Source organism: Pseudomonas sp. NY15181 (genome assembly GCF_048068055.1).
GTDB lineage: Bacteria > Pseudomonadota > Gammaproteobacteria > Pseudomonadales > Pseudomonadaceae > Pseudomonas.
On sequence record NZ_JBLUPT010000001.1, the window covers coordinates 166936 to 189138 of the forward strand.

At 66.2% G+C, this 22203-nt stretch carries 22 protein-coding genes; 11 read left to right on the forward strand and 11 right to left on the reverse strand.

The features are described 5' to 3' along the window. Nucleotides 1-135: 135 nt before the first annotated feature. On the reverse strand, nucleotides 136-975 hold the full coding sequence (locus ACNFBT_RS00785) for a metal-dependent hydrolase (RefSeq protein WP_416745569.1): 840 nt from the start codon (nucleotides 973-975) through the stop codon (nucleotides 136-138). 121 nt (nucleotides 976-1096) lie between these two features. Here ACNFBT_RS00785 and ACNFBT_RS00790 point away from each other — a divergent pair, with 121 nt between their 5' ends. The 3 genes from ACNFBT_RS00790 to ACNFBT_RS00800 all read left to right on the forward strand — a co-directional run bounded on the left by ACNFBT_RS00790 (nucleotide 1097) and on the right by ACNFBT_RS00800 (nucleotide 3635). Then, nucleotides 1097-2116, forward strand: coding sequence for an AraC family transcriptional regulator (locus ACNFBT_RS00790; RefSeq protein ID WP_416745571.1), 1020 nt, complete (start codon nucleotides 1097-1099; stop codon nucleotides 2114-2116). 71 nt (nucleotides 2117-2187) lie between these two features. Next, the gene (locus ACNFBT_RS00795; RefSeq protein ID WP_207885970.1) at nucleotides 2188-2829 is read left to right on the forward strand and encodes an MBL fold metallo-hydrolase; all 642 of its coding nucleotides are present in this window, start codon (nucleotides 2188-2190) and stop codon (nucleotides 2827-2829) included. Between the two features lie 92 nt (nucleotides 2830-2921). Further along, nucleotides 2922-3635, forward strand: coding sequence for an OmpA family protein (locus tag ACNFBT_RS00800; protein ID WP_416745574.1), 714 nt, complete (start codon nucleotides 2922-2924; stop codon nucleotides 3633-3635). Nucleotides 3636-3764: 129 nt separating this feature from the next. On the opposite strand, the gene ACNFBT_RS00805 is transcribed toward ACNFBT_RS00800, so the two are convergent. The 4 genes from ACNFBT_RS00805 to ACNFBT_RS00820 all read right to left on the reverse strand — a co-directional run bounded on the left by ACNFBT_RS00805 (nucleotide 3765) and on the right by ACNFBT_RS00820 (nucleotide 8484). Next, the gene (locus tag ACNFBT_RS00805; protein ID WP_416745576.1) at nucleotides 3765-4676 is read right to left on the reverse strand and encodes an acyltransferase; all 912 of its coding nucleotides are present in this window, start codon (nucleotides 4674-4676) and stop codon (nucleotides 3765-3767) included. A gap of 81 nt (nucleotides 4677-4757) precedes the next feature. Next, nucleotides 4758-6884: a phosphate acetyltransferase gene (gene pta / locus ACNFBT_RS00810; RefSeq protein ID WP_416745578.1), complete on the reverse strand. Its 2127-nt coding sequence runs from the start codon at nucleotides 6882-6884 to the stop codon at nucleotides 4758-4760. A 74-nt stretch (nucleotides 6885-6958) separates the two neighbouring features. Beyond that, nucleotides 6959-8149 carry an acetate kinase gene (locus ACNFBT_RS00815; protein WP_416745580.1) on the reverse strand — a complete coding sequence of 397 codons (1191 nt, stop codon included), beginning with the start codon at nucleotides 8147-8149 and terminating at the stop codon, nucleotides 6959-6961. 2 nt (nucleotides 8150-8151) lie between these two features. After that, complete coding sequence (locus tag ACNFBT_RS00820; protein ID WP_416745582.1) at nucleotides 8152-8484, reverse strand: DUF3565 domain-containing protein; 333 nt, start codon at nucleotides 8482-8484, stop codon at nucleotides 8152-8154. Between ACNFBT_RS00820 and ACNFBT_RS00825 the strand changes: the two genes are divergently transcribed. From ACNFBT_RS00825 to ACNFBT_RS00835, 3 genes are all read left to right on the forward strand, one after another. Continuing rightward, nucleotides 8453-8938 (forward strand): FKBP-type peptidyl-prolyl cis-trans isomerase, encoded by a 486-nt coding sequence (locus ACNFBT_RS00825; RefSeq protein ID WP_416745584.1) that lies wholly within the window; start codon nucleotides 8453-8455, stop codon nucleotides 8936-8938. The genes ACNFBT_RS00820 and ACNFBT_RS00825 overlap by 32 nt on opposite strands. Nucleotides 8939-9141: 203 nt before the next feature. Further along, a complete protein-coding gene (locus tag ACNFBT_RS00830; protein ID WP_416745586.1) occupies nucleotides 9142-9627 on the forward strand; it encodes a glutathione peroxidase in 486 nt (161 codons plus the stop codon). Nucleotides 9628-9740: 113 nt separating this feature from the next. After that, nucleotides 9741-10481: a nitroreductase family protein gene (locus ACNFBT_RS00835; protein ID WP_416745588.1), complete on the forward strand. Its 741-nt coding sequence runs from the start codon at nucleotides 9741-9743 to the stop codon at nucleotides 10479-10481. Here ACNFBT_RS00835 and ACNFBT_RS00840 read toward each other — a convergent pair. Further along, nucleotides 10468-10875, reverse strand: coding sequence for a tautomerase family protein (locus tag ACNFBT_RS00840; protein ID WP_416745590.1), 408 nt, complete (start codon nucleotides 10873-10875; stop codon nucleotides 10468-10470). The genes ACNFBT_RS00835 and ACNFBT_RS00840 overlap by 14 nt on opposite strands. Nucleotides 10876-10982: 107 nt before the next feature. On the opposite strand from ACNFBT_RS00840, the gene ACNFBT_RS00845 reads away from it, so the two are divergent. The 4 genes from ACNFBT_RS00845 (at nucleotide 10983) to ACNFBT_RS00860 (ending at nucleotide 15014) form a co-directional block, all read left to right on the forward strand. After that, nucleotides 10983-11873 carry a LysR substrate-binding domain-containing protein gene (locus tag ACNFBT_RS00845; RefSeq protein ID WP_416745592.1) on the forward strand — a complete coding sequence of 297 codons (891 nt, stop codon included), beginning with the start codon at nucleotides 10983-10985 and terminating at the stop codon, nucleotides 11871-11873. A gap of 74 nt (nucleotides 11874-11947) precedes the next feature. Further along, nucleotides 11948-12538: a TetR/AcrR family transcriptional regulator gene (locus ACNFBT_RS00850; protein WP_416745594.1), complete on the forward strand. Its 591-nt coding sequence runs from the start codon at nucleotides 11948-11950 to the stop codon at nucleotides 12536-12538. 81 nt (nucleotides 12539-12619) lie between these two features. Then, on the forward strand, nucleotides 12620-13732 hold the full coding sequence (locus tag ACNFBT_RS00855; RefSeq protein ID WP_416745596.1) for an NADH:flavin oxidoreductase: 1113 nt from the start codon (nucleotides 12620-12622) through the stop codon (nucleotides 13730-13732). A 322-nt stretch (nucleotides 13733-14054) separates the two neighbouring features. Beyond that, entirely contained in the window at nucleotides 14055-15014 is a 960-nt protein-coding gene (locus ACNFBT_RS00860; RefSeq protein WP_416745598.1) for a DegV family protein, read from the forward strand. Between the two features lie 3 nt (nucleotides 15015-15017). On the opposite strand, the gene ACNFBT_RS00865 is transcribed toward ACNFBT_RS00860, so the two are convergent. The 4 genes from ACNFBT_RS00865 to ACNFBT_RS00880 form a co-directional block, all read right to left on the reverse strand. After that, nucleotides 15018-16223 carry a glycosyltransferase family 4 protein gene (locus tag ACNFBT_RS00865; protein ID WP_416745599.1) on the reverse strand — a complete coding sequence of 402 codons (1206 nt, stop codon included), beginning with the start codon at nucleotides 16221-16223 and terminating at the stop codon, nucleotides 15018-15020. Nucleotides 16224-16289: 66 nt separating this feature from the next. After that, nucleotides 16290-16679, reverse strand: a complete 390-nt coding sequence (locus ACNFBT_RS00870; protein ID WP_416745601.1) for a hypothetical protein — start codon at nucleotides 16677-16679, stop codon at nucleotides 16290-16292. Between the two features lie 101 nt (nucleotides 16680-16780). After that, nucleotides 16781-17521, reverse strand: coding sequence for a sulfate transporter CysZ (gene cysZ, locus ACNFBT_RS00875; RefSeq protein ID WP_416745603.1), 741 nt, complete (start codon nucleotides 17519-17521; stop codon nucleotides 16781-16783). Nucleotides 17522-17620: 99 nt separating this feature from the next. Next, entirely contained in the window at nucleotides 17621-19552 is a 1932-nt protein-coding gene (locus ACNFBT_RS00880) for a diguanylate cyclase domain-containing protein (RefSeq protein WP_416745605.1), read from the reverse strand. Between the two features lie 445 nt (nucleotides 19553-19997). Here ACNFBT_RS00880 and trxB point away from each other — a divergent pair, with 445 nt between their 5' ends. After that, a complete protein-coding gene (gene trxB / locus ACNFBT_RS00885; RefSeq protein ID WP_416745607.1) occupies nucleotides 19998-20945 on the forward strand; it encodes a thioredoxin-disulfide reductase in 948 nt (315 codons plus the stop codon). Nucleotides 20946-21007: 62 nt separating this feature from the next. Here trxB and ACNFBT_RS00890 read toward each other — a convergent pair whose 3' ends face one another. Continuing rightward, on the reverse strand, nucleotides 21008-22201 hold the full coding sequence (locus ACNFBT_RS00890; RefSeq protein ID WP_416745609.1) for a thiolase family protein: 1194 nt from the start codon (nucleotides 22199-22201) through the stop codon (nucleotides 21008-21010). Between the last annotated feature and the right edge of the window lie 2 nt (nucleotides 22202-22203).

Consider the following 22203-nt stretch of genomic DNA (forward strand, 5'->3'; position numbering starts at 1 on the left):
GAGGGCTGGGGTGAGGGGGAAAGCCCAGGCACGGATTTAGCCGGACAAGACAGTCGCTCTTGCAGGGGAGTCCTTCCGATGCCGGAAACGAAACCGCCCCGACAGAGCGGGGCGGTGTTCGAAGCCAAAGATGAATCAGCCCGCGTGCGCCAGCGGCTGCGGGTCGTATTCCCGGCGCACCTCGTACAACAGGTCGAGGTTGTTGTGCTGCCAGGGGTGGAAGTCGGCCTTGAAGAAGTCCAGGTACTCGCGCACCAGCGGGCGGAACACGCCGTGCTTGCCCCAGCTCCACTTCAGGCCGTCGCGCCAGACCCGCCAGTTCCACAGCAGGCCGTCCTTGCGCAGCATGTGGGTGAGGCCACGGAAGGTGTCGAGGACGAAGAAGAAGGTCGCCATGATCATCGCCCGGCGCAGCAGCTTGCGGCTGCCGCAGACCTGGTTGTAGACGTCGAAGGCCACTGCCTTGTGCTCGGTCTCTTCCAGCGCATGCCAGCGCCACAGGCGCTGCATCACCGGGTCGGCGCCGGCCATGGTGCGCGGGTCGGTCAGCAGCCCGTTGGCCATGATCGCGGTGATGTGTTCCAGCGCGGCGGTGGCGGCCAGTTGGCGCTTGGCGGGGAACTTCTTCTGGGTGAAGCGGATGCGCGCCTGGGCCAGCTTCTCGATGCGCGTGATGTCGTAGCCCAGGTCGCGCAGGCGCTGGCTGTACACCAGGTGCTCGCGGCTGTGGTGACCTTCCTGGCCGATGAAGCCACGGATCTGCTCCTTGAGCACCGGGTCGGTGATGTCCTCGCGGAAGTGCCGCACCGAGTCGATGAAGAAGCGCTCGCCGTCGGGGAACAGCACCGACATCGCATCGAACAGATGGGACCTGAAGGCGTCCCCGCCATGCCAATGACGCGGCAGCGGATCGGGCAGATCGAAGTCCATATGCCGGGGCTTGATTTCCAGTCCCGCGGGGGTGGTGCTGGCCATGGCGGCTCCATTGTTGTGGTTATCCATGGTCCGTACTGTGGGCTTGTAGGGGAAGCGTCACAAGGTTATTGTCTGCCAACTTTCCGGTCATATCCGGCCAGCGGTCGACACAAGAAAAACGATGAAACAACCGCTCAATTTCACCGCCGAACTGGTGCCCGTCGCCTATGCGCAGGCGCTGCTCGACCTTGCCGAGGAACTGGGCGTGCCCCGCGCGCGCCTGTTCGAGCTGGCCCGCGTGCGCCCCGAGGTGCTGCAAAGCCCCAATGGCCGCCTGTCCTTCATCGACTTCAACCTGCTCGCCGGCACCGCCCTGGCGCACTGCAACGAGCCGGCCTTCGGCCTGCTGCTGGGGCAGCGACTGAACGTCTCCACCCACGGCATCCTCGGCTACGCCGTGCTCTCCAGCGCCAACCTCGAACGCGCCATCGGCTTCGCCCTGAAGTACTACCGCGTGCTCGGCCTGGCCTACGACCTGGAGATGGTGGAGGACGACGGCATTTCCTACCTGCGCGCCAGCGAGTCGATCCCGCTGGGACCCATGGGGCGTTTCGCCGCCGAAGGCCTGATGACCAGCCTGTACACCATCGCCCGCTTCCTCGTCGGCCAACCGCTGCAGGGCGTCAGCGTCGGCTTCGGCCATGCCGCGCCGGCCTACGTCGGGCGTTACGCCGAAGTGTTCGGCGGCGAGGTGCTGTTCGACCAGCCGTTCCACTTCATCGGCCTGCCCAGCGAATACCTGGCGCGGCCCATGGCCCTGGCCAACCCGGCCACCGTGCAGATGTGCGAGCAGCAGTGCGAGGCCCTGCTGGCCACGCTGGACGTGCAGGAAGGCCTGCTGACCCGCATCCGCCGCCTGCTGCTGGCGCGCCCCGGCGAGTTCCCCGACTTGGAGACCGTGGCGGGCGAGCTGCACACCAGCGGTCGCAGCCTGCGTCGACATTTGTCGAACCTGGGCACCACCTACCAGGAAGTGCTCGACGACGTGCGCAAGCGGCTGGCCCTGCAATACCTCACCACGACTCACCTGCCGCTCTACGAGATCGCACTGCTGCTGGGCTTCAACGACCCGTCGAACTTCCGCCGCGCGTTCAGGAAGTGGACCGGCAAGCTGCCCACCGACTACCGCCGCGACACCTGACTCCCGGCTCGCCAGGGCAGGGTGGAATCGGCGAAAATGCCGGTCCGCCCAAGCCATCGAGTAAACCCGTGATGAGTGAGCAACCCGCGCTGATCCGCGAAACCTTCCCTGTCGGCCCGTTGCAGTGCAACTGCACCATCATCGGCGACCCGCTGACGAAGAAGGCCATCGTCGTCGATCCGGGCGGCGACCACGAGCTCATCCTGCAGCGCCTCGACGCGCTGGGATTGAAGGTGGTCAGCATCATCCACACCCATGCACACCTGGATCACTTCCTCGCCTCCGGGCAGATGAAGGAAAAGACCGGCGCCACCCTGCACCTGCACAAGGATGACCAGTTCCTCTGGGACAACCTGGAAATGCAGTGCCGCATGTTCGGCGTGCCCTACACCCCGGTGCCTTCGCCGGACCAGTGGCTGGCTGACGACGAGGAACTGGCCTGCGGCTGCGGCGTGGCGCTGCATACCCCGGGGCATACGCCGGGCTCGATGAGCTTCTGGTTCCCGAAGGACAAGCTGCTGATCGCCGGCGACACGCTGTTCCGTCGCAGCATCGGCCGCACCGACCTGTGGGGCGGTGACTACGACACGATCGAGCGTTCCATCCGTGAGCGTCTGTATTCGCTGGACGAGGAGGCCACCGTGGTGACCGGCCACGGTCCGGATACCTGTCTGGGCGACGAGATGCGCGAGAACCCGTTCATTCGGGCCTGATGGCGTGCGTTAAGGAAAATTGAATCTTTTCGCTGTTGTATGATCTAACCAGCGCCCAATCGGGCGATTTCGTTATCCAGGAGTCTTCCTTCATGTTCACTGCACGTAGTCTGTCCATGGTCGCGGCTGCCACCGTCCTCGCTCTCATGGCCGGTTGCGCCTCCCAGAATCCCTATGATCCCAACACCCAGGCCCCGCCGGCCGAGGGTGGCATGAGCAAGACCGCCAAGTACGGTGCGCTGGGTGCGCTGGCCGGCGCCGTCGCCGGTGCCGCGATCAACCACGACAACCGTGGCAAGGGCGCGATGATCGGCGCCGCCGCCATCGGTGCCGCCGCCGCGGGCTACGGCTACTACGCCGACAAGCAGGAAGCCAAGCTGCGCCAGCAGATGCAGGGCACCGGCGTACAGGTCGAGCGCCAGGGCGATGACATCAAGCTGATCATGCCGGGCAACATCACCTTCGCCACCGACTCGGCGAACATCGCCCCGTCCTTCTACACCCCCCTGAACAACCTGGCCAACTCCTTCAAGGAGTTCAACCAGAACAGCGTCGAGATCGTCGGCTACACCGATAGCACCGGCAGCCGCCAGCACAACATGGACCTGTCCCAGCGCCGTGCGCAGTCCGTGGCTGCCTACCTGACCTCCCAGGGCGTCGACGCTTCCCGCGTGAGCACCCGTGGCATGGGTCCGGACCAGCCGATCGCGTCCAACGCCGACGCCAACGGCCGCGCGCAGAACCGCCGCGTCGAAGTGAACCTGAAGGCCCTGCCGAACGCGCAGACCCAGCAGTACCAGCAGTAAGCACCGCCCATGAAAAAGCCCGCCGATTGGCGGGCTTTTTTTTGCGTTCTTGGTAGGAGCGAGCTTGCTCGCGAACAGATTCCGCTACGGGGGCTCGGGTTCGCGAGCAAGCTCGCTCCTACAAAAGACTCACGCCTTGGCGGCCGGAAACTCGCGATGCAGCTGCGCCAGCAACTGGTCCTTGCCCTCCCACAGCTGGTTCACCCACAGCTGGAACTCGGCGCGATAACCCTCGTCCTGGTCGTAGCTCTTGCCGACGAACTGGCGCGGAATCTCCAGTTCCTCGAAGCGCACCACCACTTCGCGCAATTTGCCGGACAGCAGGCACCAGAAGGTCGGGCGGCCGTCGGGGTAGTGGATGGTGACGTTCACCAGGGTACGCAGTTGCTCGCCCATGGCGTCGAGCACGAAGGCGATGCCACCGGCCTTGGGCTTGAGCAGGTGCTGGAAGGGCGACGCCTGCTCGTCATGCTTGTCCGGGGTGAAGCGGGTGCCTTCGAGGAAGTTGAAGATCGACACCGGGATGCGGCTGAATTTGGCGCAGGCCTTGCGGGTGGTTTCCAGGTCCTTGCCCTTCTTCTCCGGGTGCTTGGCCAGGTACGCCTTGGTGTAGCGCTTCATGAAGGGGAAATCGAGCGCCCACCAGCACAGGCCGATGATCGGAACCCAGATCAGTTCCTGCTTGAGGAAGAAGCGCAGCAGCGGCACACGGCGGTTGAGCTGGTATTGCAGGACGAGGATGTCGACCCAGCTCTGGTGGTTGCTGGTGACCAGGTAGGAGTGCTCGTACTCCAGGCCTTCCAGTCCCTTCACATTCCAGCGGGTGTCGCGGACCAGGTTCATCCAGCCCTTGTTGCAGCCGATCCAGCTTTCGGCGATCAGGCTCATGATCTTGCTGCAGGCGCTTTGTGCGGCCGCGAACGGCAACAGGATCTTCACCAGGGTCATGCAGAACAGCAGCGTCGCCCAGCACAGCGTGCTGACGAACAGGATCAGGCTGGCGAGGATGCCGCGCAGGGTGGCGGGGAGGAAACTCAACATCGGAGGAATGGTCCTTGTACGTGGGCGCCCGGTCCACCGGGCGCGTGAAGCGTTCTCGGGCACATCCTCGTGCCGTGGTTGTCAGCCGTCCTTGCCGCTGTCGGCCTGGATCGCGGTGAGTGCGATGGTGTAGACGATGTCGTCCACCAGCGCGCCGCGCGACAGGTCGTTCACCGGTTTGCGCAGGCCCTGCAGCATCGGCCCGATGCTGACGCAGTCGGCGCTGCGCTGGACGGCCTTGTAGGTGGTGTTCCCGGTGTTCAGGTCGGGGAACACGAACACGTTGGCGCGTCCGGCCACCGGGCTGTCGGGCGCCTTCTGGCGGCCGACGCTGGCGATGGCGGCGGCATCATACTGCAAGGGGCCATCAATCAACAGATCGGGGCGTTTTTCCTGCGCGATGCGTGTGGCTTCGCGTACTTTGTCGACATCTGCGCCCGTCCCGGAGTCGCCGGTGGAGTAGCTGATCATCGCCACCCGCGGGGTGATGCCGAAGGCCTGCGCGGAGTCGGCACTTTGCAGGGCGATCTCCGCCAGGTCACTGGCCGAAGGATCGGGATTCACCGCGCAGTCGCCATAGACCACCACCTGGTCGGGCAGCAGCATGAAGAACACCGAGGACACCAGGTTGTAGCCCGGTGCGGTCTTGATCAGTTGCAGGGCCGGGCGAATGGTGTTGGCGGTGGTGTGGATGGCGCCGGAGACCAGCCCGTCCACTTCGTCCAGGGCGAGCATCATGGTGCCCAGCACCGTGTTGTCTTCCAGTTGCTGCTCGGCCATCGGCGCATTCAGGCTCTTGCCCTTGCGCAGCTCGACCATGGGCTCGACGTAGCGGCTGCGCACCAGGTCCGGGTCGATGATCTCCAGGTCATCGGGCAACACGATGCCGAGCATCTGCGCCACGGCCTGCACGTCATCGGGCTTGGCCAGCAGCACGCAGCGGGCGATGCCGCGCGCGTGGCAGATCGAGGCCGCCTGCACGGTGCGCGGTTCGCTGCCCTCGGGCAGGACGATGCGCTTGCCCGCGCGGTTGGCGCGCTGGGTCAGCTGGTAGCGGAACACCGGCGGTGACAGGCGCAGCTCGTGGGGCGCGCCGCAGCGGTCCTTCAGCCACTCGAAGTCGATATGCCCGGCGACGAACTCGGTGACGCGCTCGGCGCGCTCGCGGTCGTCCACCGGGATTTCCTTGTTCATTCGCGACAGGTCGCCGGCGGTGTCGAAGGAGCCGGTCTTCACTGTCAGCACCGGCAGGCCGCTCTGCAGCGCGCTGCGGCACAGTTCCATGATCCGCGCGTCCGGCATCAGGCCCGAACACAGCAGCAGGCCGGCCAGCGGCACGCCGTTCATGGCGGCGAGGCAGGCGGCGAGGATGATGTCGTCGCGGTCGCCCGGCACCACCACCAGCACGCCGGGCTTGAGCAGGTGCACGGTGTTCGGCGCCGAGGGCGCGCAGAGGATGATCTTCTGCACGCGGCGCTGTTCGTAGTCGCCGGCGTTGAGCACGCTGGCGTCCAGCAGGTCGGCCACGTCGCGGGTGCGCGGCGCGTTCATCTCGTCCTGCCAGGGAATGCAGCCGAGCAGGCGTACGTCGCCGTCGCGCAGCAGCGGCGAGTGCTCTTTCAAGCGTTCGCCGAACAGGCGGGCGGCGGCTTCGGCATCGCGGGGGGCGTCGTCGCTTTCACCGCCGCGCACCTTGTTCACGATCAGGCCGGCCAGGTTCGGGTCACGCGGGCCACCGAACAGCTGGGCGAGGATCTCGATGCGGTCGGACAGCTCCTTCACCGTCTCGTTGTCCGGCGCCGACACCAGGATCACCTCGGCGTCCACGCTGCGCGCCAGGTGCCCGTTGATGCGCGCGGCATAGCTGGCGTGCTTGGTCGGCACCATGCCCTCGACGATCATCACGTCCTTGCCTTCTGCCGCCTGGTTGAACATCCCGACGATGTCTTCCAGCAGCTCGTCGAGCATGCCGTCGCCGAGCATCCGCTCGACCTTGGCCAGGGACAGCGGGACAGGGGCCTCCAGGCCGTGGGTGCGGGCGACCAGCTCGCTGGAGCGCTCCGGACCGTCGTCGCCGGCGTGGGGCTGGGCGATGGGCTTGAAGAAGCCGACTTTCAGGCCGGCGCGTTGCAGGGCGCGGATCAGGCCCAGGCTGGTGGACGTCAGGCCGACACCGAAACCGGTCGGTGCGAGGAAGAAGGTGTGCATCCGGGCTCCTTAAGCCGTGCGGGAAAAAGCGCCGCCCTTGTGGGGCAACACCTTTGAACATGTTCCGTGAATCTTCAGTCGAGGACCGCCAGGGTGTCGAGTGCGATCTGCCGTTCCTCGTTGGTGGGGATCACCAGCACCCGGGGATGGCCGGGCAGATGGATCGGTCCGCCGACCCCACCTACGCAGCGGGCATTGGCTTCGCCGTCGAGTTCGAGGTTGAGCACGTGCAGGTGCTTCACCGTGAGGTTGCGCACCAATGCCGAGTTCTCGCCGATGCCGCCAGTGAAGATGATGCCGTCCAGGCGCGGCAGCGCACAGGTCAGCGAGGCGAGGGACTTGGCCAATCGGTAACAGAATACTTCGATGGCCAGCGCCGCGCCGGCGTGGCCCTGCTCGCGGGCGTGCTCCAGGGTGCGCATGTCGTTGGACAGGCCGGACAGGCCGAGCAGGCCGCTGTCGTAGTTGAGCATGTGGTCGATCTTCTCCAGGCTCCAGCCCAGGGTGCGCGCCAGGTGGCTGTGCAGGTTCGGATCGACGTCACCGGAGCGGGTGCCCATCATCAGGCCTTCCAGCGGGGTCAGGCCCATGCTGGTGTCGCGGCTCTGGCCGTTGGCGATGGCGCAGGTGGAGCTGCCGTTGCCCAGGTGCGCCGACAGCCAGTTGCTGTCGCCCACCGCCAGCCCGCTCATTTCCGCCGCCATGTGGCTGACGTAGCGGTGGCTGGTGCCGTGGAAGCCGTAGCGGCGTACGTGTTGCTCGCGGTACAGCGGCTCGGGGATGGCGTAGCGGTAGGCGCGCTCGGGCAGGCTCTGGTGGAAGGCGGTATCGAACACGGCGATGTGCGGCAGGTCCGGGTAAAGCGCCATGGCCGCGTCGATGCCCAAGAGGTTGGCCGGGTTGTGCAGCGGCGCGAGCGGCGAGGTTTCGCGGATCGCGCTCAAGACTTCGTCATCCAGGCGCGAGGCCTGGGTGAAGCGTTCGCCGCCGTGTACCACGCGGTGGCCGATGGCGTGCAGCTCGCCCTGGGCGGCCTCGTTCACCAGCGGCAGCAGGCGGGCGAGGGCGACCTTGTGGTCGCCGCCGGGCAGCTCCAGGGTCTGTGGCTGCGCATCGCCCTCGCCCTGCCAGCGCAGGCTGGCGCCGGTGGAGCCGAGGCGTTCGGCCAGGCCATGGAGGATGAAGTCGTCGCGCCCCTCTCGAACCAGGGCGAATTTGATCGAAGAACTGCCGCAGTTGATCACCAGGATGTTGCGTGCCGGCATGCCTACTCCTTGTCGCTGTTCTGTTCCTTGGCGCACCAGCCGCAGGGAAAAAGCCGGCCTATCTGCGCCTTGCGCTGCTGCGGGTCCAGCACCCAGAGCCGGGATTGCCAGGGCGGTTGGTGCCTCAGGTGCTGGGTATGTCCGCAGGACAAGACTGCCACCCAGTGGCCGTCTTCATCCTGATGAAAGTCAAGCAGGCGCGGGGCGTCCGCGTGATCCCGTCCGTCCGTCTTCGGGTCGCATTCGGGGGCGTCGCAGCGTAAACTTGCGCGCTCAACTTCTATATCAGAAAGGTTTCGTACCATGCAGATCGCGGCCAACAAGGCGGTTTCCATCGACTATACCCTGACCAACGACGCAGGTGAGGTCATCGACAGCTCCGCCGGCGGCGCTCCGCTGGTCTACCTGCACGGTGCCCACAACATCATCGCCGGCCTGGAAAAGGCCCTGGAAGGCAAGCAGGTTGGCGACGAGCTGGACGTCACCATCGAGCCGGCCGACGCCTACGGCGAGTACAGCGCCGAACTGGTCGCCACCCTGACCCGTGAAATGTTCGAAGGCGTGGACGAGCTGGAAGTCGGCATGCAGTTCCACGCTTCCGCTCCGGACGGCGGCATGCAGATCGTCACCATCCGCGACATCGACGGCGACGACGTGATCGTCGACGGCAACCACCCGCTGGCCGGCCAGCGCCTGAACTTCAAGGTGAAAGTGGTCGACATCCGCGACGCTTCCGCCGAAGAAGTCGCCCATGGCCACGTCCACGGCGAAGGTGGTCACCACCACTGATCGCTTCCGCCGGTCGTACGCTGACCGGTGAAGCCATCATTGAGCTGCTACGCTCAATCTGAGAAAGGCGCCTTCGGGCGCCTTTCTCATGCAACCAAGCCAGGGCATTTTTTCCCGCATCGATTGGGATTGCGCAGAAGACGGACGCGCTGTCCGCCCCTGCTGCGCGGGCACGTTGTGCCTACCTCTTCAAGGAGCAAGCAATGAGCGCTGTTCACGGTCTGACGCTGCAAGGTCTCGACGGCCAGGATCTGCCGCTGGCCCCGCTCAAGGGCAAGGTCGTGCTGGTGGTCAACGTCGCCTCGAAGTGCGGCCTGACTCCGCAGTACGCCGGTCTGGAGAGTCTTTATCAGCAATACAAGGATCAGGGTTTCGTGGTGCTCGGCCTGCCGTGCAACCAGTTCGCCGGGCAGGAGCCGGGCAACGAAGCCGAGATCCAGTCGTTCTGTTCACTGAACTACGGGGTCAGTTTCCCGATGTCCTCCAAGCTGGACGTCAACGGCTCCGAACGCCATCCGCTTTACCGGCTGCTGGCCGGCGAGGGCGCCGAGTTCCCCGGCGACATCACCTGGAACTTCGAGAAGTTCCTGCTCGCCCCGGATGGCCGCGTGCTGGCGCGATTCAGCCCGCGCACCGCGCCGGATGACCCCGCACTGGTACATGCGATCGAGAAGGCGCTGGGCGCCTGATCCTCTCCGGCGGGAGAGGGCGCTTGCGCCAATCCCGCCGGCATTTCTCCCACTCGACTTGTTCGGCGCCTGGCACGGCGGCTTAATCGGGCGACCTTATCCGGGAGCCCGCCATGAGCCGTTTCGCCGCCGAGTCGTCCTGCCTGCCCGCCACGCCCGATGCCTTGCGCGCGCTGATCGAGCAGCGCCGTTCGGTACGCCGTTTCCTCGATGAACCGGTGCCGGACGCGGTGCTGCGCGATTGCCTGGAGCAGGCGGTGGTCGCGCCTAACGCCTGCAACCTGCAGCCGTGGAGCTTCCAGGTGATCCGCGATGCCGAGCTGCGGCGCCAGCTGGTGCCGGTGTGCCTGGGGCAGAACGCGGCACGCACGGCGCCGGTGCTGATCGCCGTGCTGGCGCGGCCGGATACCTGGCGTGAGTCCTGTGCCGCGATCCTCGATCAGTGGCCCGAGCCGCAGGTGCCGGCGAAGGTCCGGCATTTCTACGAAAGCACCGCGCCTTTCCAGTACAACCAGGGCGCGTTCGGCCTGCGCGGGTGGTTCAAGCGCGCTCTCTACGCCTTCGTCGGCCTGCGTCGCGCGCTGATGCGCCAGCCCAACAGCCACGCCGAGATGCGCCTGTGGGCGGCGAAGTCCACCGCGCTGGCGGCGCAGAACCTGATGCTCGCCCTGCAGAGCCACGGCTTCGCCAGCTGCCCGATGGAAGGCTTCGACGAGGTGCGGCTGCGCAAGGTGCTGCAGATTCCCCGCCGCGCCGTGCCGATCATGCTGCTGGCGGTGGGCCGCGCCGCCGACAACGGTGTCTACAACCCGCGCCTGCGCTTCCCGCTGGAGCAGCGCGTCAGCTGGCACTGACCTCGTCGGGGCGCGTCAGTACGCCCATGCGGCCGCCGCCGAAGGACCAGTCATCCGCCTCGCTGGTGGTGATCTGCACCATCACGTCCTCGCTGGCTATCCCCAGGCGTTCGCCCAGCAGCGCGTTCAAGCGCCGGTAGAACGCCTGCTTGGTCTGCGAGTCCCTTGGTCTGCCAATGGTGATGGCGATCAATACGAAATCGTCGCTGCGCGGCCCGCCGAGGTAGTGGCGGTTGTAGATGAATTCCTCCGGCGCGTGCTGGTGGATCATCACGAACTGGTCGCCTTCCGGCACGTTGAACGCCTCGTGCATGGCGTCGTAGACGGTATCGGCCAGCTCGCGCAGGTATTGCGGTTGCTTGCCTTTGCGCAGTGAGATGCGAACGGTGGGCATGGTGCCGCTCCTCGGTTGGTGATTGACGATTCCAGGCTAGCGCGGCAGCTTGATTCGGAAAATCGGGAAATATTTGATCGATAGTTCGATTAATCAGGATGGTTGCCATGGCTCGCATCAACTTCGACCTGGACGTGCTGCGCACCTTCGTCACCGGCATCGAGCTGGGCAGCTTCGCCCGCGCGGCGGATCGCCTGGGGCGCTCCACGTCCGCCGTCAGCGCACAGCTGAAGAAGCTGGAGGAGCAGGCCGGCACGCCGGTGCTGCGCCGTGAAGGCCGCGGCATGGTGCTGACCGAGGCGGGCGAGACGCTGCTGGCCTACGCCCGCCGCCTGCTGGAATTGAACGACGAAGCCGCCGGCGCCCTTCGCGGTGGCGTTCTGGAGGGGCGGGTGCGCCTGGGCCTGCAGGAAGACTTCGGCGAAACCCTGTTGCCCGCCGTGCTGGCCCGCTTCGCCCGTGCCCATCCGAAGGTGCGCATCGAGGTGCGCACGGCACGCAATCAGCAACTGATCGAAGGCGTGCGCAATGGTGAGCTGGACCTGGCGCTGGCCTGGGAAACCGGTGAGCGCACGGCGCACATGGAGCGCATCGGCGCCGTGGCGCAATGCTGGATCGGCGCGCCCGACAGCGTGTCGGTGCCCGGCGCGGAGCCGCTGCCGCTGGTGATGCTGGAGGCGCCCTGCCTGCTGCGCAGCGCGGCGACGGCAGCATTGGACCGCGCCGGCATCGCCTGGCGCGTGGCGTTCACCAGTGCTGGGCTGTCGGGCATCTGGGCGGCGGTCGCGGCCGGGCTGGGCATTGGCCTGCGCACGCCCATCGGCCTGCCGGGCAGCGTCGAGCGGCTCGATCCCGAGCGCGCCGGGCTGCCGGCCATGGCGCCGCTGGGCTTGTGCCTGCATCGCAGCGAGGCCGAGCCCGAAGCGGTTGTGGCCCGCCTGCGCGAACTGCTCTGCGAAGGCGTTGCGGAACTGCTGGATGACCCCGCCTTTCGCTGATCCGCTTCTGAGGGAAAATCACCGCGATCAATGATGCTGGGAAAGCGAGACGACCGGTCATATTCTCGTTCCCCATGAACAGTATCCGACTCGACAAGCGCGACCTGATCCTCGCCAAGGGCTCCCTGGCGATGACCCGTTGCGGCTACCACGGCACCGGCGTGCAGGACATCGTCCAGGCCGCCGGCATCCCCAAGGGCTCCTTCTATCACTATTTCGAGAGCAAGGAAGACTTCGCCCTGCAGGCCCTTGAGCACCTCTACGCGCCACGCCTGGCGCGCTACGCCGAAGCCCTGGGCAACCCGGCGCTGGGGCCGCGTGCGCGCATCCTCACCTATTACCGCGAGCTGCTGGCGCACTTCGCCCGCCAGGAGAAGCTCGAGTACCACTGCCTCATCGGCAGCCTGAGCTACGAGATGGCCGAGCTGTCACCGGCCATCGCCGCGCGCATTGACGGCATCCTGCAGCAATCCATCGACACGCTGTGCGGCTGCCTCGCCGAGTCCCAGCGCGCCGGTGAGCTGCCGGCCGCGGAGAATGTCGAGCACCTTGCCGAGTTCATCGGCAACGCCTGGCAGGGCGTGCTGGCGCGGATGAAAGTCAGCGCCTCGCTCAAGCCCGTGGAACGCTTCATCGAACGCCTGGAGCACCTGCTGCAGGCCTGATCTGCCTGAGTCATCCCAACCCTTCATAGCCCTTCATAAAAGAATGAGACGACCGGTCGCCTGGCCGTCATGGAGACTTCAATGACCGCATCCGTAGACACCCTGTTCTCGCCCTTCCGCCTGGGCGACCTGGAACTGCCCACGCGCATCGTGATGGCGCCGATGACCCGCAACTTCAGTCCGGGCGGCGTACCTCACGCCCAGGTGGTGGAGTACTACCGCCGCCGCGCCGCTGCCGGTGTCGGCCTGATCATCACCGAAGGCACCACAGTCGACCACAAGGCCGCCAACGGCTACCCGAACGTGCCGCGCTTCCACGGTGAAGACGCCCTGGCCGGCTGGAAGCAGGTGGTCGACGCGGTGCATGCCGAAGGCGGCAAGATCGTCCCGCAGCTGTGGCACGTCGGCGCCGTGCGCCGCCTGGGCACCGAGCCGGACGCCAGCGTTCCGGGCTATGGCCCCAGCGGCAAGGTCAAGGACGGCAAGGTGCTGGTCCATGAAATGACCCAGCAAGACATCCAGGACGTCATCGCCGCCTTCGCCCAGGCCGCCCGCGACGCCAAGGCCATCGGCATGGACGGCGTGGAAATCCACGGCGCCCACGGCTACCTGATCGACCAGTTCTTCTGGGACGGCAGCAACCAGCGCACCGACGAATACGGTGGCAGCCTGGCCAACCGTTCTCGCTTCGCCATCGAACTGATCAAGGCCGTGCGCGAGGCCGTCGGCCCCGACTACCCGATCATCTTCCGCTACTCCCAGTGGAAGCAGCAGGACTACAGCGCCCGCCTGGTGCAGACCGCGCAGGAGCTGGAAGCCTTCCTCAAGCCGCTGTCGGACGCCGGTGTGGATATCTTCCACTGCTCGACCCGCCGCTTCTGGATTCCGGAGTTCGAAGGCTCCGACCTCAACCTGGCCGGCTGGACCCGCCAGCTCACCGGCAAGCCGACCATCACTGTCGGTAACGTCGGCCTGGACGGCAGCGAGTTCCTGGCCTTCTTCGGCAACACCGAGGAAGTCGCCCAACCCTCGGGCATCGACGGTCTGCTGGAGCGCCTGAACAACCAGGAGTTCGACCTGGTTGCCGTCGGCCGCGCCCTGCTGGTCGACCCGGACTGGGCGCTGAAGGTGCGTGACGGCCGCCTGGCCGACATCAAGCCGTTCAGCCGCGAGGCACTGATGTCGCTGGCCTGATTCGCGACGCGTTGATCTGAGAAAGCCCCAGGCGCCATCGGTGCCTGGGGCTTTTGGCTTTTCGTAGGAGCGAGCTTGCTCGCGAACCGCCCCCGCTGCGGAGCATGTTCGCGAGCAAGCTCGCTCCTACAGAACATCCCCGACCATCGCCATGATTATGACGAGTCATTGATTGCGTGAATGCTCTGAAAGCCCCGTCCTAGGCGTTTACAAATCTTTTCCGAGACCCACCTTTCCGCATGCTGACTTCAGGGTCTGAAACGGGCATTGTATGACCGCGTTCACACAACAATAGGCCGGGATACGGCCATAGGAGTAAGCCATGCGGATCGGCTTGGTGGTCGATGCGACCTGCGACCTGCCCCCCGAATTTCTCGCGGCCAACAACATTCGCGTCCTGCCCATCGGCATTCGCCTGGGCGAGCGCCGCATCGTCGATGATCGCGATCCCGACACCACCCTCAAGTTCTACTCCCAGGACCTGCCCAAGGTCGGCCCCGAGGACGGCAGCGAGCCGCTGACGCCGGCGCAGACCCACGACTGGTTCCTGGAACAACTGGTCACCGATTTCGATTACGTCATCTGCCTGACCGTCACCAGCCAGCGCAGCCCGATTTTCGAGCACGCCACCCAGGCCTCCTTCAGCCTGCTGCAGAGCTACAAGGAGCGCCGTGCTGCCGCCGGTATCGCCGGGCCTTTCGCACTGCGGGTGATCGACAGCCAGACGGTGTTCGCCGGCCTCGCCGTGCTGGCCGCCGAAGGCGTGCGCCTGCTCGGCGAAGACCAGCATCCCAACGCCGTGCGCACCCGCCTGGAGCAGCTCAGCCAGCAGATGAACACCTTCCTGGTCGCCAGCGACCTGGGGCACATCCGTCGCCGGGGCTTCCAGAAGGGTGACCGCAGCAGCATCGGCGATCGTCTGCGTGGCGCCTTCCTCGGCATCGGTTCGATGCTCGACATGAAGCCAGTGCTGAGCCTGGTGCAGGGCGAGGACAAGCCGGTGTCGGTTTCGCCGAACTACGAGAAGTCCGCCGAGCGCCTGCTCAACTTCGCCCGCGCGCGGGTGGAGGCGGGCGAGCTGCTGGCGCCGCAGATGTGCCTGAGCTATGCCGGCGATCCTTCCGCACTGCGCGACCTGCCGGGCTTCGCCGCGCTGGAAGCGGCCTGCGAGGCCAAGGGGATACAGGTCCACCTGGCGATGCTCAGCCCCACCGGCGGCATCAACCTGGGTGCGGGAGCCATGAGCCTGTCGTTCGCGGCGCAGCCGATACCCTTCGCCTGAGCCTCACTTGTGCAGGGAGGACCCTCCCACCGGTCCCAGGCCGGTGGAGGTCTCACCGTGAAGCGCCAGGCGACAGGCTTCCTGTAGATAACTTTCAAAGCGCTCCACCACCGCGTCCCAGGCCTGATGACTGGCGTGGTGGCGAGCATTGAGGCGCACCCGGCGCAAGCGCTCGGGGTCTTCCAGCAGCCAGCTGGCCGCCTCGAAGAAGCCCTGGTTGTCCCCCGGGCTCGCCAGCACGCCGTTGTGCCCATGGCGGATGTGCTGCCCTGCTGCCGCCTGGTCGAAGGCCACCACCGCCAGCCCCGAGGCCAGTGCTTCAAGCACCACGTTGCCGAAGGTCTCCGACAGGCTGGGGAAGAGGAACAGGTCGCCACTCGCGTAGTGCCGCGCCAGCTCCTCGCCGCGTTGCAGGCCGCAGAATATGGCTTCTGGCAGCTCCTTCTGCAGATGGGCGCGTTGCGGTCCGTCGCCGACGATGACCAGGCGCAGCTTGCGCTGTGGGTGCGCCGCACAGAGCGCGCGGAAACTGCTGCCCAGCAGCGACAGGTTTTTTTCCGCCGCCAGCCGACCCACGTGCAGCACGGCAATGTCGCGCTCACCCAGGCCCCATTCGCGGCGCAATGCGTCATCGCGCCGGCCGGGCTGGAACAGCTGGCTGTCGACTCCTCGCGAAAGCTGCGCAAGATGTTCGAAGCCACGCCGTTGCAGTTCCAGCGACTGGCTGACGCTGGGCACCAGGGTCTGCTGGGTACGGTTGTGGAACCAGCGCAGGTAGAGGGTCACCAGGCGCATCAGCGGCCCGAAGCCGTAGTGCGCGCTGTACTGCTGGAAATTGGTGTGGAAGCCGCTGATCACCGGAATCCGCAGGCGCCGTGCGGCGCGCAGGGCGGCCAGGCCGAGCGGGCCTTCGGTGGCGATGTAGAGCACGTCGGGGCGCACCCCCTTCCAGTGGCGCAGCAGCTTGTGCAGGCACGACTGACCCCATTGCAGTCCCGGATAGCCCGGCAGCGGCCAGCCCCGGGTCAGCACCAGTTCGGCGTCGCTGTGGCGGCCGCCGTCGCTCTGCTGCCGCGGGCGCACCACCTGGATCTGATGCCCCAGGCGCAACAGCCCGGCAGCCAATCGGCCGAGCGTGTTGGCAACGCCATTGATTTCCGGCGGAAAGGTTTCGCTGATCAGCGCAATGCGCAGGGGAGTCGTGGTCATGAGCGCAGTGTCATGGCGCGCAGTGGCGCGCCGATGACAATGCGATGATCGATAGGTGACAGCGGTTCAGTCGCAGGTGAGCGCGGGGGACAGGGCTTTCTGCCGATCGGACATGCGTTGCCGGATGCGTTCGCAGTTGGCGCGCTGCTGGGTCTCGTCGGCGTCGATGCTGAGGTTGCCGGTCCGTGGTACGGCATTGTCGTCGCGCATCAGCGAACCGTCCGGTGCCACGTGAAAACTCATGCTGTTCTTCGGCCGCGAGTCGACCGGCAGGGCGGGAGCCTCCGCGCTGGAGAAAGTTGGCACTTGCGCGCCGCCTGCGCGAATGTCGTGCGATATCAATGAGTCGGTGGCGGCATCCTGGGCGCCGTAGGCGCTGCTGAAACGGCTGTCGTAATCGTCGGCCATGACGCCGGACAAGGGGAGGGTGAGCAGCAGGAGCAGATTCTGGCGCATGGTGAAAGCCGGGTAGACGCTGGGGTTCTCATTGGAGACCAGTCGACCAGCGAGGTCAGCGCCTACTCGATTGGATCGGACGATTCCTGCAGTGAAGAGGGTTATTTCACCAGCGCTTTGTCTCCGCCCTCGCGCACCCAGAACAGCACCGCGCCGGCTACGGCGGCGGGCATGGCGACCAGGTTGACCAGCGGGATCAGCAGCGCCAGGTAGGTGATGCCGCCGAAGCCCATGCAGGCCCAGCGCCGCTCGCGCAGCCAGGCGAGCATCTCGTTCCAGCCCAGCTTGTGGTTGTCCGCCGGGTAGTCGATGTACTGCACGGCCATCATCCACACGCCGAACAGCAGCCAGAGCGGCGCGGCGACCAGGTTCAGGCCGGGGATCAGGCTGAGGATGAACAGGCCGAGGGCGCGCGGCAGGAAGTAGCCGAGCTTGCGCAGTTCGCGGCCGAGGGTGCGCGGCACCATGGCCATCAGTTCACCCCAGCTGAATTCGGGGAAGTCGTCGGTGCCGCGCACCACCACTTCGACCTTTTCCGCGAGGAAGCCGTTGAAGGGCGCGGCGATCAGGTTGGCGATCATCGTGAAGGTGAAGAACACGATCAAAAGTACCAGCGCGACGAACAGCGGCCAGAGGATGAACTGCAGGAAGCTCAGCCAGTCGGGCAGGCTCGGCATCAGCGCGTCGACCCAGTGGCTGAACTGGCTGACCGCGAAGCCGATCAGGCCGACGAACAGAATGAGGTTGATGCTCAGCGGCAACAGCACGAACAGCCGCAGGCCGGGGCGCATCATCAGTTTCAGGCCTTCGCTGAGGTATTGCGGGCCGCTCAGGGTAGACATGGGACTCTCCAGGGGACTCTCCAGGGGTAAAGCGGTTGCGACCTTAGCAGACCCGGCGAAGGACCGGCGAGCCGTCTGTTTTGCCGGGTGTGTGACGGCTCAGGTGCGGTTGAAGCGTTGGCAGCGGTTGCGCTCCTGCTTGGCCTGGTACATGGCGGTGTCGGCGGCGCGGGTGAGGGCCTCGGCGTCGCCCGCGTCCTGTGGATAAAACGCGATGCCGATGCTCGGGGTGACGAAGTCGATGCTCTGGCCGTTCAGCTCGTAGGGGCTGCCCAGCACCCGCAGCAGGCGCATGCCCAGGCTTTCGGCCTGGGACGGCTCGGCGTTTTCCAGGAGCACGGCGAACTCGTCGCCACCCAGGCGGTACGCCTGGTCCGGCTGGCGCAGGCTGTTGTGCAGGCGGTCGCCGACGGCGGCCAACAGGGCATCGCCGGTGGCGTGGCCAAAGCGGTCGTTGACCTGCTTGAAGCGGTCGAGGTCGATGTACAGCAGGGCGATCCGTTCGCAGCGGATGATGGCGGCGGGCAACTGTTCGTCGAATGCCTTGCGGTTGCCCAGGCCGGTCACCGCGTCGCGGAAGGCCAGGTCGATCAACTGGTTCTGGTAGGCGACGTGCTGGCTGATGTCGCGCAGGATGCCGCGGAAGCCGGTGAACTTGCCCTGGTGGTCGCGGATCGCCGAGGAGCGCGTCTCGCAGTTGAGCAGGCGGCCGTCGCCGCATTTGAAGGGGGCGGAGAAGGTCGTCTCGCGCTGGTCGTCGCGCACCTGCACGTAGAGTGCCTGCGCGCGCTGCGCGTCCTCCTCGAGCAGCAGCAGGCTGTAGTGACGGCCGACGATCTCCTCGGCGGTGTAGCCGAGCATCCGGCACAGCGCGGCGTTGACGGTGAGCAGGACGCCCTTGTGGTCCATCTCGAAGTAGCCGTCGCGGATCGCATCGAGGATCGCCCGGTCCCGCGCTTCGCTCTTCTCCAGGCGGTCGAGCATGTGGTTCATCTCGCCGGCGAGCCGGCCGAGTTCATCGTCGCCGAGGCTGCCGAGGCGTTGCTGGTTATCGTCCGGACCGATGCTGGAGACCTCGTGGTTGAGCGTGCGCACGCGGCGGATGATCCAGAACTCCAGCGCCAGGTAAGCCAGCAGCAGGGCGGTGGCGAGCAGCGCCAGGGCCAGGTAGAGGAACAGGCGGATCGATTGCCGGCCTTGCACGTACAGCGGCCTGGGACTGGTGACCTCGACGCGCATCTGCGGCTGGCCCTTGGAGTTCAGGTACAGCAGCGACATCTGCTGCTTGTTCTTGCCCAGCAACTGGCGCGGGCTGAGCAGCGTGGCGCCACGGTTGTTGGGGATGCTCAGTGGCCGCCAACTGCTGTCGGGGCGGGCATCGTCGGCCAGGCGCAGGCGCGCGCCCATCTGGTCTTCCAGGGCGGCCGTCCGCTGCTTGTCGAACAGCACGCCGGCGATCAGCACGCCGGCGGGTTCAGCGCGGCCGGCGCTGTCGCTGATCGGATAGCTCAGCAGCAGCTGCGGCACGCCGTCGATCTGCACCAGCTGGTCGATGCTGTGCCGCGCATCGCCCGCGATGTCGAGGGCGCCAAGGTCGAGGGCGGTTTTCAGGATGTCGCGCTGCAGGACATAAGGGTGCGGCGTGGACGTCCCGGGGAAGCGGCTGGGCAGGTCGTCGAGCCTCCATTGCTGGCCGACGATCCGGCCCTTCTGGTCGACGTACAGCACATAGTCGAAGCCGAGGATACCGAGCATGTCGACTTCGAGGTTGTCGGCGATGAATTTCGCATTGGGGTGCTGCATGAAGGCGTAGCTGCTGTCCCACCAGGCATAGCTGCGCGCGATGTCGAGGAAGCGCTGCTTCTCGAAGGCAATGCGCTTTTGGACGATGCGCACCTCATCGGCCAGGCGCTGGCGATCGCCGCGGTCGAAGCGGTCGAGCAGGATCATGTCCGACAGCATCCATACCCCGGCCAGGCTGGCGGCGAACAGGGGCAGGAACAGCAGGAGCAGGCGAGCGCGTAGATTCATGGGGAGACTGGTAATCATGGGATTTGCTTGATTCTAGACAGCCCGTGGGTAGCTGCCGGTGACATAGGCATGGCCTATGGACGGCATTGAGATTGGCCATTTCTACAGAACCCGGACGCGGCGGTAAGCTGCGCGCCATGTCTAATCGAACGAGTTCGAGGGTCAACCCGGAGCGTCTTGACCCATATCAGGTCAGCCGGAGCTAATCCGGAACTGCATGACTTATCTCAAGGGGACTTGGAGATTCTGCAGGACAATGGGTTCCGTGGTTCAGGCCACACCGCATTGTCGAAGGTCTCCAGGCCATGCGGTCCCGCGCGAGAAACTTTTCAGAGGAGCTGCCGTTCCTTCCAACCTTCCCCCTGGTACTTTGGCAGCTCCCTTTTCTTTTGCCCGGCGTTCTTCAACGGAGCGTCGTTCTTCAACTGAGCATCAGGAGGCTGCAATGTCCGAGAGTCGCCACGCGCGGGTCATCATTCTGGGTTCCGGTCCGGCCGGCTACAGCGCCGCGGTCTACGCCGCCCGCGCCAACCTCAAGCCGCTGCTGATCACCGGCCTGCAGGCCGGCGGCCAGCTGACCACCACCACCGAGGTGGACAACTGGCCCGGCGACGCTCACGGCCTCACCGGCCCTGCGCTGATGCAGCGCATGCAGGAACACGCCGAACGCTTCGAGACCGAGATCGTCTTCGACCACATCCACGGCGTGGACCTGGCCGGCAAGCCGTTCGTGCTCAAGGGTGACAGCGGCACCTACACAGCCGATGCGCTGATCATCGCCACCGGTGCCAGCGCGCGCTACCTGGGCTTGCCGTCGGAAGAGAAATTCATGGGCAAGGGCGTATCCGCCTGCGCCACCTGCGACGGCTTCTTCTACCGCAACCGCGAAGTGGCGGTGGTGGGCGGCGGCAATACCGCCGTGGAGGAGGCGCTGTACCTGGCCAACATCGCCAGCAAGGTCACCCTGGTGCATCGCCGCGACAGCTTCCGCGCCGAGAAAATCCTGCAGGACAAACTGCGTGCCCGTGTCGCCGAGGGCAAGATCGAGCTGCGGGTGAATGCCCAAGTCGACGAAGTGCTGGGCGACGCCATGGGCGTCACCGGCGTGCGCCTGCGCCACAACGATGGCGAAACGTCCGAACTGAAAGTGGACGGCCTGTTCGTCGCCATCGGCCACACGCCCAACACCTCGCTGTTCGAAGGCCAGCTCGAACTCAAGGACGGCTATCTGGTGGTCAACGGCGGCCGCGAGGGCAATGCCACGGCGACTAACATTCCCGGCGTATTCGCCGCTGGCGACGTGGCTGACCACGTCTACCGCCAGGCCATCACCTCCGCCGGCGCCGGCTGCATGGCCGCGCTGGACGTGGAACGTTACCTGGATTCCCTGTAACGGCCCGAAGAGCCGGCGTGCAGGAAGAGGCCCCGCTTGCGGGGCCTTTTTCTATGCCGGGCTCATAGGCATTCGAACAGCGCCGCGGCGCCCTGGCCGCCGCCGATGCACATGCTGACCACGACGTAGCGCGCATTGCGGCGACGCCCTTCGAGCAGCGCGTGGCCGACCAGTCGGGTGCCGCTCATGCCGTAAGGATGGCCGAGGGCGATGGCGCCGCCGTTGACGTTCAGGCGTTCGGCCGCAAGGCCCAGGGTCTGCGCGCAGTACACGACCTGCGAGGCAAAGGCTTCATTGATTTCCCACAGGTCGATGTCATCGATCGTCAGCCGGCAGCGTTGCAGCAGCCTGCGGATCGCCGGCACCGGGCCGATGCCCATCTCGTCCGGCGCGCAGCCTTCCACCACGCAACTGACCAGGCGCCCCAGCGGTTGCAGGTCGTGGCGCTGCAACTGTGCTTCGGAAACCACCAGGCAGGCGGCGGAGCCATCCGACAGCGGGCAGGCGTTGCCGGCACTGACCGAGCCCTGCTCGAACACCGGCGACAACGCCGCCAGGCCTTCGGCTGTGGTGGCGGGGCGGGGGCATTCGTCCCGTGCCACGTCGATCTCGACGAAGGATTGCTCGCCGCTGCTTCGATCCTCGATGCGCTGAACGGTGCGTACCGTGGCGATCTCTGCTTCGAACAGGCCACGGGCCTGCGCCGCAGCGGCGCGGCGCTGGCTTTCCAGGGCATAGGCGTCCTGCGCCTCGCGGCTGACGCCATAGCGCGTGGCGACCACTTCGGCGGTTTCCACCATCGGCATGTAGGCCGCCGGCAGGCGTTCCAGCAGTTGGCGATCCTGGCGTCGGTAGGCGTTCATGTGCGGGGTTTGCACCAGGCTGATGGACTCCACGCCACCCGCCAGGATCAGGTCCGCGTCGCCGGCCAGGATGCGTTGGCTGGCGATGGCCACCGACATCAGTCCGGACGCGCATTGGCGGTCCACCGTCATGCCGGGGGTGCGCACCGGCAGCTGCGCTGCCAGTGCCGCCATGCGGCCGATGTTGTAGTACTGCGAGCCCTCGGGCAGGGCACAGCCGAGGATCACGTCGTCGATCAGCTGCGGGTCGATATCGCTGCGTTGCAGGACGCCGCGCAGGGCGAAGGCGGCCAGGGTCGGGGCGTCAGTGTCGTTGAACGCGCCGCGATAGGCCCGGCCGATGGGCGTGCGGGTGTAGCCGGCGATGTACGCCGGGGAAGAAGTCGAGGTCATGG

Coding starts and splice junctions, on each gene's coding strand:
- cysZ (WP_416745603.1), bottom strand. CDS start 17,521: ATGTCTACCCTGAGCGGCCCGCAATACCTCAGCGAAGGCCTGAAACTG.
- ACNFBT_RS00820 (WP_416745582.1), bottom strand. CDS start 8,484: ATGGAAACCGCCTTGTTGGCCGCGATCTGCATGGTACGAAACCTTTCT.
- ACNFBT_RS00805 (WP_416745576.1), bottom strand. CDS start 4,676: ATGTTGAGTTTCCTCCCCGCCACCCTGCGCGGCATCCTCGCCAGCCTG.
- ACNFBT_RS00825 (WP_416745584.1), top strand. CDS start 8,453: ATGCAGATCGCGGCCAACAAGGCGGTTTCCATCGACTATACCCTGACC.
- ACNFBT_RS00785 (WP_416745569.1), bottom strand. CDS start 975: ATGGCCAGCACCACCCCCGCGGGACTGGAAATCAAGCCCCGGCATATG.
- ACNFBT_RS00835 (WP_416745588.1), top strand. CDS start 9,741: ATGAGCCGTTTCGCCGCCGAGTCGTCCTGCCTGCCCGCCACGCCCGAT.
- ACNFBT_RS00865 (WP_416745599.1), bottom strand. CDS start 16,223: ATGACCACGACTCCCCTGCGCATTGCGCTGATCAGCGAAACCTTTCCG.
- ACNFBT_RS00840 (WP_416745590.1), bottom strand. CDS start 10,875: ATGCCCACCGTTCGCATCTCACTGCGCAAAGGCAAGCAACCGCAATAC.
- ACNFBT_RS00855 (WP_416745596.1), top strand. CDS start 12,620: ATGACCGCATCCGTAGACACCCTGTTCTCGCCCTTCCGCCTGGGCGAC.
- ACNFBT_RS00870 (WP_416745601.1), bottom strand. CDS start 16,679: ATGCGCCAGAATCTGCTCCTGCTGCTCACCCTCCCCTTGTCCGGCGTC.
- trxB (WP_416745607.1), top strand. CDS start 19,998: ATGTCCGAGAGTCGCCACGCGCGGGTCATCATTCTGGGTTCCGGTCCG.
- ACNFBT_RS00890 (WP_416745609.1), bottom strand. CDS start 22,201: ATGACCTCGACTTCTTCCCCGGCGTACATCGCCGGCTACACCCGCACG.
- ACNFBT_RS00800 (WP_416745574.1), top strand. CDS start 2,922: ATGTTCACTGCACGTAGTCTGTCCATGGTCGCGGCTGCCACCGTCCTC.
- ACNFBT_RS00830 (WP_416745586.1), top strand. CDS start 9,142: ATGAGCGCTGTTCACGGTCTGACGCTGCAAGGTCTCGACGGCCAGGAT.
- pta (WP_416745578.1), bottom strand. CDS start 6,884: ATGCACACCTTCTTCCTCGCACCGACCGGTTTCGGTGTCGGCCTGACG.
- ACNFBT_RS00845 (WP_416745592.1), top strand. CDS start 10,983: ATGGCTCGCATCAACTTCGACCTGGACGTGCTGCGCACCTTCGTCACC.
- ACNFBT_RS00790 (WP_416745571.1), top strand. CDS start 1,097: ATGAAACAACCGCTCAATTTCACCGCCGAACTGGTGCCCGTCGCCTAT.
- ACNFBT_RS00850 (WP_416745594.1), top strand. CDS start 11,948: ATGAACAGTATCCGACTCGACAAGCGCGACCTGATCCTCGCCAAGGGC.
- ACNFBT_RS00815 (WP_416745580.1), bottom strand. CDS start 8,149: ATGCCGGCACGCAACATCCTGGTGATCAACTGCGGCAGTTCTTCGATC.
- ACNFBT_RS00880 (WP_416745605.1), bottom strand. CDS start 19,552: ATGAATCTACGCGCTCGCCTGCTCCTGCTGTTCCTGCCCCTGTTCGCC.
- ACNFBT_RS00860 (WP_416745598.1), top strand. CDS start 14,055: ATGCGGATCGGCTTGGTGGTCGATGCGACCTGCGACCTGCCCCCCGAA.
- ACNFBT_RS00795 (WP_207885970.1), top strand. CDS start 2,188: ATGAGTGAGCAACCCGCGCTGATCCGCGAAACCTTCCCTGTCGGCCCG.